This window comes from Enterovibrio paralichthyis (genome assembly GCF_019209835.1).
Classification (GTDB): Bacteria; Pseudomonadota; Gammaproteobacteria; order Enterobacterales; family Vibrionaceae; genus Enterovibrio; species Enterovibrio paralichthyis.
In genome coordinates, this window is the sequence record NZ_JAHUTS010000012.1 from 93,685 (window position 1) to 108,155 (window position 14,471).

Genomic DNA, 14,471 nt, shown 5'->3' on the forward strand with positions numbered 1-14,471 from the left:
CACTGATACCAGTTTGCTATGGCGGATAGGGCGCTTCATCCTCCCCGAAAAACAAACTTAGGGATGAGAAATTGGGGCGTAGCGAATTGTTGTTATTCGGCTCACAAAAGACGGGGAAGCGGCCTGAAAAAGTGGGATCTATTACGGATTTAGGGGGGCGTAGCGCGGAAAAAAGTTTTGTCGGGCTAAAGAGATTGGTGCTGGTAGTCGGAAATTTGCTTGAGTGACGGAAGATGGACGCCGGGCAGGCGTAGAGGGGGTGGAGGCATTGGAGGAGGCGTGGTGAGTTTCAACCACGCCTTTTGGCTACGCCTGTGGGGATTTTCTGCTGCGTTTAGAAGTGAATCGCTTTGATCAGGCGATCTGCAATCGCAATGGCCTGTTCACGGTTGGCGATTTGCATCTTCTGGTAGAGGTTACGGATATGGGTTTTGATGGTGGTCGGCGCCACATCCAGCTCTGAGGAGATCTGATCGTTGCTGAAACCGGAATAGATCAGCCCCAGCACCTGCCACTCCCTTAATGTCAGCGGACTGGTGCGCACCGCTTCCGGCAGACTGTCGCTTGCCAGCAGTTTTTCTACCAGGGTTTCGTCAAAATGCACCGCACGGGAAAGGTTGTTTTGGTGCATGGATTCGAGCAGCGTGCGGATCTGGTGGCGAACCAACTGGTCGACGTTGCTTTGGCGCGACAAACGGTTAAGCACAGGTTGCAGGTAGACGCGGTCAAGGTAGAAGCAGACCGTCATTCCCGTTGAGGTGGACAGGTTAATTGCTTCTGTCAGGATCACTTCCGCATCTTCCTGCTGGCCAGATTTTTCCAGCACTGCGCTCAGCAGGGTGAGGTTGCGCTGCATATCGGCAATCAGTTCCAACTCACGGCTGACCTGCAAAATGTGGGTCAGTATGGCCTGTGCTTCGTCGTAATTGCCGCAGATAAAATGGGCGCGCGCCAGGTTACGGTGCTGCAACTGCAGGAAGTGGTTGGTCGCCGTTGCGGGGGTTTCGGCGGTTTTCAGCCAAAGGGCTGCGCGCTCCTGCTCTTCGCGCATTTGCCATAACACCAGTTGCGCCATGTAAACATTGGCACGCCAGTCGAGGTGACACTCTTCCTGCTCCAGCAGCTTTTCACACTGATCCAGATGACGTTCCGCTTTGTCCAATTCACCACGCGCAAGAAAGACTTTCGCCAACGTGGTGTAGGCAGGCAGGGAGCGGGTGGTGTCGTAGTAGGACATCACATCCAGACTCTGGTTAGCCAGCGCTTCGGCTTCATCCAGACGGTTCAGCCCCCACAGCACCTGTGCGCGCAGACGCAGCATGAACTCGTGCATTGGCACTTGCTCAAGGTGGTACTGCTTCACCAGGGTTTCGGCTTTATCGAGAATTTCCAGGCCGGAATGCGGTGCGCCACGGGCGGCATCAATCTCACACTGCTGCAGCATTGCCCACAGCGCCTGATGATAAACCTCGTGCTGGCGCGCCAGCTTCTCGGTCTGTTGCATCAGGGGCAGGGCGCGGCTCAACTGGCCGAGGCAATGGTGCACTTCACCGACCACGGAGGTCGCAACAATGCGTGAATGGAAGGTGTTCGACGGCAGTTGCTCGAAGGCTCGCTCACTGAGTTCCAGTGCCCGCTCTGCATGGTTCTGGTTGATAGCCACCTGCGCCAGAAGGGCATCAAATTCACCCTGTTCAGTGCTTTTCAGGGTGATATTACGGGCAGCCATTTCCTGCATACCCTGTTCCAGCAATTCGCCCACTTCATTGTATCGGTGCTGTGCCTGAGCCAGCCAAGCCCGCAGCAGAACCAGTGGAGGCTGGCTGTATAGCTCGTCATCACTCAGGGTTTTCAGCGCTGCACTCAACAGGCGGATATTGCCATGGTTAAACAGATACCAGCCGTGGTTAAGCAGCACTTTTACGCGAAGGGCTGTGTCTTTGGCTTCCATGGCACAGGCGAGCGCCTGCTTCGGGTTGTTGGTGGTCAGCCATGCATTGACGGCGCGTTCACGCAGCGCATCCTCCATGCCTGGGATCAGGCGTTGGCGCTGGTGGCTGAGAAATTCACCAAACAGGTTGTGAAAGCGGTACCACTGCTCGTCGGCATCCACAGCGTTGATAAACAGGCCGTGGCGGTTGAAGTTGGTCAGGCGGGCAAGGGCATCATCCCTGCCGGTTACCATACTGACAATTTCAGGGTTGAAGCGATCCAGTACCGAGCACTGCATCAAAAACTCGCGGCTTTCCTCATCAAGCAGGTCGAACACTTCTTCGGCCAGATAATCCCAAAGGTGGGTAAGGGTGATGGAATCTGACAGCGTCGGGATCGCCCGGGATTGCTGCGCATTCAATGCGATAAGCTGCAGCGCTGAAGGCCAGCCTTCCACCTGCGCCCGGAATGCTCGGTTGATTTCTTCATCGGCAAGCTTGGTATTGAACTGGCTCAGGAAACGGTGGGTTTCCTCGTCATCAAACGCCAACGCTGTGTTATCTACTTCCAGCAACTGGCAACGGACACGCAGGTTCGCAATGCCCAGAGGTGGCTGGGTGCGGGAGGTGATCACTAGCGTCAGGTTTTGCGGCATGTGCTTGATGAAATGGCTGACCGCGCTGTGAATGTCAGCATCGTCAATCAGGTGATAGTCATCCAGCACCAGGTAAGCTTTTTCCTGCCAAGGGGCAATTTCTGCAAACAGGTGGGTAAAGAGGCTTTTCAGGTTACCAAACTGGCTGCGCTGCACCATGGCTGCAGTTTTCGGGCAGCTGTCGTTGGTGGCTTTATTAAGCGCACCGATAAAGTAGTTGGCGAAGGAAAACGGGTCGTTGTCCGATTCATCAATACTGAACCAACCCACATTGTCGCAGCCGGACAGCCACTGGGCGGCCATGGTGGTTTTGCCGAAACCGGCTGGCGATTGGAACAGCACCAAACGGTAGTGGTGTCCCTGTTCAAGTTCGGTAAGTAGTCGTGCGCGTTGGATTGACTTGTGCAGTGGGGCTGGTGTGGTCAGCTTGGACGGTATCCACATATGAAAAGTACATCCTGATACGGTCTGGATGGTGCGGTGTTGCGGGGCAAATGGGCCATCCAGAGAAAATACAAACTAGATTTGCGAGCATTATCTGATAGTTGGAAAGGTGCCACACATGATGGGGATTTGAACTGGGATCTGGATCAGCAAAATGCGTCAAATGTAGAACTCGACGTCTATTTTTCCGACAGAGTCCAAAAAATAGGCCGTTAGGATGCAGTGTATTGTAACAGCGTTGATACAAACAAACGCGGGCTGAAACAGTTTCAGCCCTTAATGTGGATACAGGAGAGAAAAGTCATCGATAAAGGGGGTGTCAGCCAATGCCAGTCCCCACTTGGGGTCATCATCTTTTTCATGTCTGAGTCTAAAGTGAGAATTCGTCATAAAGTGAGACATTTATCTTGATGGTGTGAAATCTGCGTGATATTTTGCGCGCCAATTTGGGAGCTAAATCACTTAAATCCCAATTTTTCAGCCAAGGATAATAAAGAATGTTGACAAAACTATTTGTAAAAGCATCCGTAGCCGCTCAAAGCTACAAAAAAAATGAAGCTGGTGTAACGGCTATCGAATACGGCCTGATCGCTGCAGCAATCGCAGGTGTTGTTGCTGTTGCTTTTGGCTCTGGTGATACCGGTATTGTTGGCGCATTGAAGGCCGCATTTGACAAGATCGCAACTCAGCTAAGACCTACGTCTTAAGCGGTTAACAAGGATCTAAGGATCTTTAATGCCGAGCCCAATTGAATGGCTGATGTCACTGTTGGCCATTCTCTTATTCCTCACTGCGGTGAGTGATTGTAAATACCGAAGAATACCCAACTCCCTTTGTATTGTTACTGCGCTGTTGTGTGGCGGCCTGATGGTTGCTAACGACCAGTGGAGCAATATGTTTCACCCCTTCGCTGTGATGGCAATCGGTGTGCTGTTGAGCCACTACCGCATTCTGGGAGGCGGAGATAGCAAACTTCTTGCTGCCTATTCTTTGGCGATTCCCTCTAACTTTCTATCCACTACTGTCCTCATCATCGCGCTGCTGGGTGGTTTGATCAGCCTGTTTTATGTCATCCGAACAAGGTTGTTTAAAAAGCCTGCCAGAGGCATCCCGTATGGGATTGCGATAAGCCTGGGTTGTAGTTTGAGTATCCTTGCTGCCATAGGGACACCATGAAAAAAGTTGTGATTTTGAGCCTTGCTGTTGGGGCGATTTTGTTTGGCCTGTATGGCCTTGCCGGAAATCTGGCGAAAAACGCCGAAACACAATCTGCTGTAGCTGGTCAGCCTGCCCAAGAGAGCACGTTGACGGTCTGGCAACTCAATCAGCCGGTAACGCGCGGCCAGGAGGTCAAGCGTTCCCACTTCAAAGTCACCAATATGCCAAAGTCACAGGCAAACGAATTGGGTGTGAATCAGGATATGGCCCTGGACTATGAGCAAGGTGCCGTGTACGAATCCTCACTGGAAGCGGGCGCTGTCGCGTTTGCTGATGTGATGGTCAACCCCGAAGATGAGCAATATATCGACCTGATCATTGCCAAAGAGCGCGTGCCCTACGCGATTCAGGTGTCGCCTGAATCTGTGGTTGGCGGCGTGATCACGAATGGCTCTAAAGTCGATATCCTGGCGCTTTCCCTGCCAAGTGCTTTCTCGATGGATGCTTCCGAAGCGTCTACCGAAAGTAAGCGCAATATGTACGTTACGCCCGTACTCACTGGCGTAAAAGTCCTCAAAGTGGATAAACAGCTTATTCCCGGTTCCCGCAATGAAACGGGTACCACGGAAGTGAACCTCATCCTGGAACTCACCCGCAAGCAAGTCGCAACACTTACCGTTGCAAAACGAATCTCAGAAATTGAAGTACACAAATCGATTGGTGAATACCAAAAGGCTGACTTACACGCCGATGCCGGAGACGTGTTGAGCAACTTTAAATCGGTTGTCGAATACCGCGCAGAGTCAGTAACGATTAATTAATCACGGGTGTGCCTTTCCATGAAACGCTTTTCTTTCATCGCTCCGCGTCTGTGGCTGCTGTTGATCAGTCTATGTGTCGCAACCGCGGCGCACGCGCAGCGTATTACCAATCTCGATCAAGGCGGGATGACCACGGTTACAGTGAACGAGGATATCGAATCCGTCTTTATCTCTGATCCAAACATTGCCGACTACCAGGTTATCGACAAGCGCAAAGTCGTTATTTTCGGCAAGAGCGTCGGTAATGTTTCGTTCGCTGTTTACGGCAGCGGTGGTGACACACTCGCAACCCGCAAAATCTGGGTAAACAAATCATTCGACGTCATCTCGCAGCAAATCCAGCTTCTTTACCCGCAAGCCCAGGTGTCCGTCACCAATATCGGTGACAAGGTCGTCCTGTCGGGTTTTGTCGCAACCGAAAAAGAAAAAGATCAGATCAATCAACTGGTCGGCACCTTGCTGGAAAAAGAAAAGCAAGAGTTCAAGGTGAACTGGACGGGCGGTGAAGAAGAGTACGAACTGGAGTTTATGAAGCGTTTTCACTATGACGGCATCGTGAACAACATTGAAGTCGTCGTGGCGAAACAGGTCAACGTTAAGCTCACCGTTGCGGAAGTATCTCACTCATTCCTTGAAGAGTTCGGCATCAAATTTGGCAGCTCAGGTCAAGGCACCGGGGTGTTTGTCGACCAACTGACCAATTTCAGCGTCTCAGACATTGTGTCTGTGATCACGGCGATGGGGAATGACACGGTCGGCCAGGTGCTGGCTGAACCAAATCTTTCCGTTATTTCAGGTGAAACTGCCAGCTTTCTGGTGGGTGGTGAATTGCCTGTGGTGAGTGTTATCGATGGCGCCACCAATGTGGATTACAAAGAGTTTGGTATCCGGCTCGATGTCATGGCGAAGGTGCTGAGAGACGACCAAATCATGCTGTCACTCATGCCTGAAGTCAGCTCGCTGGATGCCCAATACACCAACAGCGCTTACGACCTGCCTGCATTAAAAACGCGCCGTGCAAGAACGACAGTCCAGTTGGGCGATGGCAAAAGCTTTGTGCTGGGTGGCTTGATGAGTACCGAAGACAAAGAGTCACTGAGCAAGATCCCGCTTGTCGGCGACATCCCGCTTCTGGGGGCACTGTTCAGAAACACAGAAACAGTCCGCTCGAAAACCGAACTTATTATCGTCGCAACGGTGAACCTTGTTCAGCCGGTAGAGCCGACGTCAATTCAACTGCCGACAATGAAGAAAACCGCCACGATGGAGCGCTTCTTCCACATTGAAAAAGGCTACGAAACCGCAACCGAAAAATGGGTTGAGGAAATCATGGCAACCGGAGGATTCAAACTGTGATTGGCATTTCTTCCAGACTGGCCGTTAAACATCTCACCACATTGCTGATGCTTGGCGTATTGGCCGGTTGCTCTGAACGGGTTGTTGAACGTCAGGGTGCGGACATTACCTTGGTGCCAGTGACGCAAACCCTGACGCTTTCCGTACCGGGTCGCAGCCTTGAAGGGGCTGAAAAAGAAATCGAGCAGTTCATTCAGCAAAATTTCGCCTCGATTGAAGCCAAAGGCGTTTCGGTGGCATGGAGCGGGTCTCAAGGCAAGAAACTGTTCGCCCATGCAAAACAGTATGCGGCGCAATTTGGACTCCGTCCTGACACGTTTGATGTACAGCAAACGTCATTAGCCGAAAGCGAAAGCATTCGTTTTGTGCTGACTGAATACAAAGTGGTTGCGCCGGTTTGCAGCTACCAGCAAGTGGGCAAATTTGGCTGGAATGAATCCAGCTGCTTCACAGATTCAGCGCGTTGGCAGTCAATGGTCAACCCAGAAAAAATGCTTCCAGGCAAGTTCTACAAGTAACGCATCCTCTCGAACTATCAGGTATTTAAATGTTTGATCTTGTTGATATCTTAAAGAGCCGGACCGAAGAAAAAGCCGTGGCAGAAGAGCTGATCACGACGGTTCTGTTCCACCAAACACAAGAGTGTGTGGATTTGGTCGAAGAGGCGTTCCGTTTTGAAGGCCTTGTTGCGCCTTCAATGCTGGAAAACACCGATGCGAATATTCGCCAGCACGTGCGTGACTCCCACATTGAAGTGGTGATTGTAGAAGCGAACCGAAGCGCCAATGTGTCCAAACACATGGAGCGTATCAGCCATCTGCTGCCAAACGATGCCTCTGTGATTGTTATCGGTAGTGAAGATTCGATCTCAACCATCCGAAACCTGAAAGCGATGGGCTTTTATTACGTCTTCTGGCCAATTCCAAAACAAGAGCTGATTGACTTCGTCCGTAACGTAGACAACAACCGCAAGCACAAAAGCGGCTTGGGTAAAGATCGCGAAGCGAAAAGGGTCGCGATTTGGGGCTCGAAGGGTGGCGTTGGCGCTACCATCATGACCTCGGAGATCGCGCTAAAGCTTTCCAGCAAGCGCAACAGTTCATGCCTGATCATTGACCACGATTTTCGTGGTGGAAACATGGATATTTGCCTGTTTTTGCAAAAACACCAGAAGAAAACCGTCACCCGAAGCTCAATCACGGCGAGTGCTGATGCGACGTATGCCGCGAGCATGGTGAAGAAGCTGTCCAACATGGCAGCGCTGTTGTCACTGGAATCGGATGAGCTGAATGAATTGGAGATGAAGGAATACATCCGTTCATTGGCGGATAAGCTGGCGGGCCAGTATAACTTTATTCTTGAAGACCTTTCCCGCTCGACCAACTCCAAAGCGGATCTGGAATATATCTCCCGCTACTCAGACATCATATTGATCGTGATTGAGCCGACGGTGTCGAGCTTACGCGAAGCCAAACGCGCACAGAAATATATTGAAGCGCAGAACTCGCATGCCCGTGTCGTTAACGTGCTGAACTACACCATGCCAGAGAATGCCGCGACCATTACCGAATCTGATATCAAAGATTACCTCGGCCATGCGCCCGATGTTATCTGCCCGTTCGAGCCAAAGATGGGCAAGATGATTCTGGATAGAACGCACATGTTCCAGGCTCAGCTGCCGTTTGGCCGTAGCGTCTTTAACATCACCCAGCTTTTGCTCGGCCTTGAAGAGCAGAAAGGGGCTTCCTTTATCCAACGTTTACTGAAAAGGGGTAAATGATGGATATGACGAAAAAGGGGTTTGCGCAGATCCGGGCGCAGATTTTTGAAGCCCTGGATGCCGATGCCGTCAAGACGCTTTCCAAGAGTGCCCTGTCCCAGCAGTTAGCCAATGCCGTCGATATGCTGGTGGAGAAGTTTGGGCTGTCTGTGTCTGCCCTGATGCGGGCTGAATATGTTCAGAGTCTGGTTGACGAGCTTCATGGCCTGGGCCCGCTGCAGTCACTGATGGACGATGACACCATCAGTGACATCATGATCAACGGGCATGAAAAGGTATTTATTGAGCGCAACGGTATTGTTGAGCAGACCAATGCCATGTTCATTGATGAAGCCCAACTGCTTCAAATCGCCAAACGCATTGCCAGCCGTGTTGGACGCAGAGTGGATGAATCCTCTCCGACCTGTGATGCGCGTTTGGAAGATGGCAGCCGGGTGAATATCGTCATTCCGCCTATCGCGATTGATGGTACGTCGATCTCGATCCGTAAATTTAAAAAGCAATCTATCAACTTCTCGCAGCTGGTTGATTTTGGCGCTTTGAGCCCGGAAATGGCCAAAGTGTTGATGATTGCTGCGCGCTGCCGACTCAACATCCTGATTTCCGGTGGTACGGGCTCAGGCAAAACCACCATGCTCAATGCGCTTTCTCAGTTTATCTCTGAAAAAGAGCGGATTGTGACCATCGAAGATGCCGCAGAACTCAGGTTGCTTCAGCCGCATGTTGTGCGTCTGGAAACCCGCACCGCAGGTATTGAAGGTAATGGCCAAATTACCCAGCGAGACCTTGTGATTAACGCCCTTCGTATGCGTCCTGATCGCATTGTGGTCGGTGAGTGTCGTGGTGCGGAAGCGTTTGAAATGCTGCAGGCCATGAACACTGGCCACGATGGTTCAATGTCAACGCTGCACGCCAATACGCCGCGTGATGCATTAGCCAGGGTCGAGGCAATGGTGATGATGGCGACCAGCAGCTTACCCCTGACGGCGATTCGCCGCAGCATTGTGAGTGCGGTTGATATCATCATTCAGATCAACCGCTTACATGACGGAAGCCGTAAGGTGATGAGTGTTGCAGAGGTGGTTGGCCTTGAAGGTGACAATGTAGTTCTGGAAGAGATCTTCCGGTTCCAGCCGTCATCCATTCAGGAAAATGGAAAAGTAAACGGCAAGTATGTCACCGCAGGCTTGATGCACCGTTCTGTCCTGGCTGAAAAAGCACGCTTCTTTGGCCTTGAGCAACAACTGAGTGAGGTGTTCAAAGTCGGAGAGCTGGCATGATCTATTGGCTGGCATTGCTCCTCGGCGGGGTGGCTGTGGCGATCGCTTTTTGGCCGACTGCCAAGAACTCAAACCGCAAGTACTACCTCGAAGAAGACATCAAGGTTTACCACGTTGAGTCGATTGATGAAGCACAGCAAGCGGTTGACCTGGCAACACTTTCAGACCGAAAAGTACACGTGAAGCTGTTCCAGACGGTGGAACGTGTGCAGCGCCAGATTGGTGACTTCGCGGTATTCAAACTACTGGCGCTGGTTGTCGCTCTGGCTGCATTGGCTTCCATGCTCAACACCCATCTGGTCAGGGGCAGTTATGTTGCTGTTGCTGCAATCGTCGAAATTGCAGGGCTGACAATGGGCTATTTCTGGCTGCAAAAAAGGGAAAAAAAGCAGTTTGAAGAGGCGTTTCCGGATGCCCTCAATATGCTCGCCAGCGCCGTGAGTGCGGGCGAGAGTATTATGCATGCCATTGTGTATGTTGGCCGCTCTCTGGAAGGCGACGTTGGCAAAGAGTTCAAACGTATGGGCGAGCGTCTTCAAATGGGGGAGAGCGCTGATTCTGTCTTTAGAAAGTCCTGTGACCGCTTTCCGTATCCGGCGTTTCATTTCTTTGTTATTACCCTGCGTGCAAACATGCAGCGCGGCGGTCAGCTCAAAGAAGTGATCAGCCGTCTGAACCGACTGATGTTTGATAACCGTGCCATTGAGAAAAAGAAATATGCGATGACATCCGAGGCACGAACGTCGGCCAAAATTGTTGCGGTTATACCCTTTATCTTTCTGTTCAGTATGAAGTTTTTAAGCCCACAGAATTATGAGTTCATCATGTTCAACCCAGCGGGTAAGCCGCTTCTTTATTATTTGATTGTGAGTGAAACCATTGGGCTGACCATTGTGTGGATGTTAATGCGAGGGGCACAGAAATAATGAGTGCCCAATTAACGCTGTTTATCGCATTGGTTGTGTTGTTCTTTGGTTTATCGCTTTGTTTCTATCTGGTTTATGCCAATTACAAACGCAAGAAAACATTTCACCATTATTTGAGTGAAGAGCCAGTTACATCGGTAGAAACATCAGTCGAAGATATCTTTAACTCGATGCTGTCCCAGTTCACTTCTACCGAAGAAGAGATCAATAAGAAATTCCTGGATGCAGGTCTGGAGACATTTAAATACAAAAGCTACTACATGCATTTCAAGTATTCCGTTTTTGTATTGGGTGCCATTGTCATTGGTTTGATGGGTGCATCTTCAGGCATTGAGACAAGCAAATTGCTGGTGGCGATTCTTGTTTGGCTGACGGTGTGTATTGTTCTGCCTGACAGCTACCTTGGCTACCGTAAAAAAGCCTTGATTCAGAAAACCTCCAGTCAGTTACCTTACCTGTTGGATTTGCTCGCTATTTGTGTGCAAACCGGTATGACGCTTGAAGCGGCGATCAGCTACCTGGCGATAGAGATGAAGAGCTTTGATAAAAACCTTGCCAAGTTGCTGGCAAAAATGAATGAACGATCAGGCGTTGTGGGCCTGGACAGGGCGCTGGATGAACTCTATTCGAGGATCCCGAGCCCTGAGATGCGAAGCTTTGTGATGACACTGAAACAGAGCCTGCGTTACGGCTCTTCCATTTACGGCATCCTGACCACGCTCGCAGCTGACATCCGCATGGTGAATATGCTTCAGGCGGAAGAGAAAATCGGCAAGCTGGCCGCCAAGATGTCGGTCCCCCTGATTCTCTTCATCATGCTACCGATTGTGTTTGTAATTGTTGCCCCTGGAATTATGAGGCTGACCGGCAATGTATAAAACCTTAATGCTATCTGTGTCTTTATTACTGCTGACAGCGTGTGCCCAGCAAGTGCAAAACGACGCTCAGAGCTACCTTGCCACGGAAGATAACCGCGAGGCCATGCTGGTCAAAAGCGGGAATGCTGAGCAGTTAATCGTCCTTTACCAGACCCAGCTCAAGGAAAACGAGAACCTCGACACCCGTATCAAACTCGCCAAGGTTTATCTGAATGAAAGCGACGCTGAGTCCGCGCTGTTTGCGCTCTCAGATATACCAGACAATGAGCGCAGTGCTGATGTGCTTAAAATTCAGGCGAAATCGCACTATATGTTGGGTGAATACCAGCTTGCGATGAATACAACGGAACGCGCCATCAATCTGACGCAAAAAGAGGGCGAACTTTATAACCTTCTGGGTGCCATTTATGTCGAGTTGGGTGATTTTAATCAAGCAGAAAATGCCTTTAATCAGGCGCGTCGTTATTTTTATGACGACAAGAAAGTAAAAAATAATCTGGCTTCGATTTATATCCTGCAGGGCAATTACGACAAAGCCGTGAATATGTTGGCTTTGCTTTATTCTGAATCCCCGAATGACCCAACGGTTTATTCAAATCTGATCATCGCATTGGTTAAAAATGGCCAAAAAGAACAAGCGGCTGAAATGATCAAGCAACACTTTGATATCGAAGAACCAGAGCAAATTATTCTGGCCATTGAAAGCAGCACACAACAAATGCCATTGGGCGATGCACTAGAAAGTTTGCGTGAACAAGACAATGAAAAATCAAATGCGGCATAAGCAAAAAGGTATCGCGTCGGTTGAATTTGCCGTTGGCTTTGGTGCTTTCTTTTTATTGTGCATCACCTGGATTGAGATTGGATACCTGGCCCATGTCTCGGCCGTCACCGACGTAGCCATTGCTGAAGCGGCGAGGGAAGCCAAGGTAGCATCCCTTGACCACGGCAACAGGCAAGGGAGTCCGCAAAGCTTTATGCGCATTTTCAAGCGTGTAGTGACGGAGGAAACCGAGCGTTATGGCGGCTTGGTGGATAACGACAATTTCCGTTTTACCGTGCAGTACCTTGATAGCGTGGATGATCTTGAACGCTATCAGGGCGATTGCCGGAGCAAGGACGATACCGCCCAGGAGATTGAATGTGGCCGCTCCAAGCACAGCGCGCTGGCACTGTATGCGGTTGAGTATGATTACACCCCAATATTCAGCAATTTAATTGCCGATCCCAGCGTGCTTCGCCGTGAAGTTATCGTTATTCAGGAGTATGAGCGTGACGCATTTGCCATTTAAGCAAAGGGGAACCTTTTCGGTGGAGTTTGCCTTACTGGCTGTCGTGTTCGCCGCGTTTATCATCCTGACCGGTGACATTGTTATTAAGCTGTCGATGCAGGGGCAGTTGGACCGTCTTTCCTACTCCATGGTGAACGTGCTGAAAGAACGAACCCAATTGTATGACCCTGATTTCATGGAAATTGACAGTCAAAGCACCCGAGAGCTGAACAGCATTATTAGCCATTCACTCGGCCGTATGGTTTCAAACTATGATGCGTCGAAAATGGGCACAACGTTTGAGTCGCTCACTTTTCCAAATGGCAGACAAACGCTCGATACCATTGAACAGGGTGGTGGCTGTCAATTGACCGACACACTGGCAGATCATCAGGACCTTTCCATGATGACCAGCTGGGGACGTCGGGCGTCGCTATACCGGGTAACCATTTGCTATGAAACAGATAATTGGGCAGGTGCCTCGTTTGATACAGAGTTTACCACTGTCCAATCTTCTTCAATCATGATGGGGCGTTGATATGAAGAGCAGTTTTCGCAAGCAACGTGGCCATGCCGTTTTAATGTTCATCCTGATGATCCCGGCGTTGTTTGGGCTGTTCACCCTGGCGATTGATGGCTCAAGGGCGATGCAAAACAAAGCGCGTTTGGGGGATGCGGCCGAAGTGTCTGCCTTGGCACTGGCAGCGCAGAACAGTGACAGCGACTGGGAAAACAAGCAGCTGGCGACACGTTACATTGACGCTTATATCAAAGACAAAGAGAGCATCGAATCAATCAAGGTTGTCCGCACAGAGTGCAAAGCCAGCCAGCAAACTGATTGCGAAGGCGGAACCCGCTACAACCAATATGCTATCGAGATTGTCACCAAACACAGCCCATGGTTACCGGCGCAGGATGGAATGGTCGGCTTTGACGGTGACTATGAAGTGGCGCACAGCGGTATTGCGCGTAAATACCAGGGTGACAGCATTGATATCTCTTTTGTGGTCGATTACTCCGGTTCTATGGAGAACTATTGGAAAGGGAAGCGCAAATACATTGCTGTCAGGGATATCGTAAACAATGTATTGAATGAACTGGAAAAATATCAGGGCGTCGGGTTAACACCGAACCGGGTGTCCATCATCCCGTATTCGGAGTACACCGATAAATCACCGACTGAGGGGATCACCGATTGTCGCTTTGAAGACCAGCTAGAGCAATGTGAAGATGACTGTATCGATACTTACAATCAGTGTGTCTCTTCCTGTTGGAACAATGGCTGTCGAAATAAATGTGCCAGAAGGCTGAACTCATGCCAAAGAAGTTGTGACAGAGAGTACGACGAAAGAAGAAAGCCATTAGGTTTTGTTGATGAGCTACGGTATTTCGGCGACCAGAACAAGGTAGACACAGGATCCACGCTTGCGACCTTGTGGCAGAGCAAGGCCAACGACCGTGACATGGTATGTAATTTCATGCGTTACGAAGAAAACAGGTCGTACCGGTTTTACAACGTCCCCTTTACAGATCGCTTTGAGTCCGTTAAGGACGATCTATATGAATTCCGTCCCGGTGGATGGACCGGATCGTATCAAGGCATTATCAAGTCGGCGCAGTACTTTGAACGTTTGGATTCGCCCAACCCTCGACAGCTGATGGTTATCCTTTCTGATGGGATAGACAATGTGGAAAGAGGAACTTTTGCGAATGGCGTGCCAACAGCCAGCTTAGTGAGGGCAGGCATGTGCGATGTTATCCGTGAAAAGTTAAACGCAAGAAAAACGGCGGATAACCGTCCGGTTAACTTCCAGATGGCCTTTGTTGGCTTTGACTACCGGATACAGGACAACAAGGCGCTGTCAGACTGCGTAGGCAGAGAGAATGTCTATGACGCGGCTGACCCCGATGAACTGCTCGACATTATCCTAAACCTTATCTCAGAAGAAATTGGTCACCTGAAGTAACGA

At 50.3% G+C, this 14,471-nt stretch carries 14 protein-coding genes; 13 read left to right on the forward strand and 1 reads right to left on the reverse strand.

Annotated features, from left to right (window positions below; genetic code table 11):
- Positions 1–334 precede the first annotated feature (334 nt).
- On the reverse strand, positions 335–3,031 hold the full coding sequence (malT, locus tag KU854_RS14950; RefSeq protein ID WP_218359261.1) for an HTH-type transcriptional regulator MalT: 2,697 nt from the start codon (positions 3,029–3,031) through the stop codon (positions 335–337).
- A 497-nt stretch (positions 3,032–3,528) separates the two neighbouring features.
- On the opposite strand from malT, the gene KU854_RS14955 reads away from it, so the two are divergent.
- The 13 genes from KU854_RS14955 to KU854_RS15015 are packed head-to-tail and all read left to right on the forward strand — an operon-like array spanning position 3,529 to position 14,468.
- Positions 3,529–3,738 carry a Flp family type IVb pilin gene (locus KU854_RS14955; RefSeq protein WP_218359262.1) on the forward strand — a complete coding sequence of 70 codons (210 nt, stop codon included), beginning with the start codon at positions 3,529–3,531 and terminating at the stop codon, positions 3,736–3,738.
- 28 nt (positions 3,739–3,766) lie between these two features.
- On the forward strand, positions 3,767–4,207 hold the full coding sequence (locus KU854_RS14960; RefSeq protein ID WP_218359263.1) for an A24 family peptidase: 441 nt from the start codon (positions 3,767–3,769) through the stop codon (positions 4,205–4,207).
- Positions 4,204–5,010 (forward strand): Flp pilus assembly protein CpaB, encoded by an 807-nt coding sequence (cpaB, locus tag KU854_RS14965; protein WP_218359264.1) that lies wholly within the window; start codon positions 4,204–4,206, stop codon positions 5,008–5,010. The genes KU854_RS14960 and cpaB overlap by 4 nt, the downstream gene beginning before the upstream one ends.
- A gap of 18 nt (positions 5,011–5,028) precedes the next feature.
- Complete coding sequence (locus KU854_RS14970; protein WP_218359265.1) at positions 5,029–6,366, forward strand: type II and III secretion system protein family protein; 1,338 nt, start codon at positions 5,029–5,031, stop codon at positions 6,364–6,366.
- Complete coding sequence (locus KU854_RS14975; RefSeq protein WP_218359266.1) at positions 6,363–6,884, forward strand: hypothetical protein; 522 nt, start codon at positions 6,363–6,365, stop codon at positions 6,882–6,884. Before KU854_RS14970 ends, KU854_RS14975 begins: the two co-directional genes overlap by 4 nt.
- Before the next feature lie 29 nt (positions 6,885–6,913).
- Positions 6,914–8,146 (forward strand): CpaE/TadZ family protein, encoded by a 1,233-nt coding sequence (locus KU854_RS14980; protein ID WP_218359267.1) that lies wholly within the window; start codon positions 6,914–6,916, stop codon positions 8,144–8,146.
- Positions 8,146–9,426 carry a CpaF family protein gene (locus KU854_RS14985; protein WP_218359268.1) on the forward strand — a complete coding sequence of 427 codons (1,281 nt, stop codon included), beginning with the start codon at positions 8,146–8,148 and terminating at the stop codon, positions 9,424–9,426. Before KU854_RS14980 ends, KU854_RS14985 begins: the two co-directional genes overlap by 1 nt.
- A complete protein-coding gene (locus tag KU854_RS14990; protein ID WP_218359269.1) occupies positions 9,423–10,352 on the forward strand; it encodes a type II secretion system F family protein in 930 nt (309 codons plus the stop codon). The genes KU854_RS14985 and KU854_RS14990 overlap by 4 nt, the downstream gene beginning before the upstream one ends.
- Positions 10,352–11,230 (forward strand): type II secretion system F family protein, encoded by an 879-nt coding sequence (locus tag KU854_RS14995; RefSeq protein ID WP_218359270.1) that lies wholly within the window; start codon positions 10,352–10,354, stop codon positions 11,228–11,230. The genes KU854_RS14990 and KU854_RS14995 overlap by 1 nt, the downstream gene beginning before the upstream one ends.
- Positions 11,223–12,014 (forward strand): tetratricopeptide repeat protein, encoded by a 792-nt coding sequence (locus KU854_RS15000; RefSeq protein WP_218359271.1) that lies wholly within the window; start codon positions 11,223–11,225, stop codon positions 12,012–12,014. The genes KU854_RS14995 and KU854_RS15000 overlap by 8 nt, the downstream gene beginning before the upstream one ends.
- A complete protein-coding gene (locus KU854_RS15005) occupies positions 12,004–12,522 on the forward strand; it encodes a TadE/TadG family type IV pilus assembly protein (protein WP_218359272.1) in 519 nt (172 codons plus the stop codon). Before KU854_RS15000 ends, KU854_RS15005 begins: the two co-directional genes overlap by 11 nt.
- Complete coding sequence (gene tadF / locus KU854_RS15010; protein ID WP_255555575.1) at positions 12,497–13,039, forward strand: tight adherence pilus pseudopilin TadF; 543 nt, start codon at positions 12,497–12,499, stop codon at positions 13,037–13,039. The genes KU854_RS15005 and tadF overlap by 26 nt, the downstream gene beginning before the upstream one ends.
- 1 nt (position 13,040) lies before the next feature.
- On the forward strand, positions 13,041–14,468 hold the full coding sequence (locus tag KU854_RS15015) for a pilus assembly protein TadG-related protein (protein ID WP_218359274.1): 1,428 nt from the start codon (positions 13,041–13,043) through the stop codon (positions 14,466–14,468).
- The last annotated feature ends 3 nt before the right edge of the window (positions 14,469–14,471 follow it).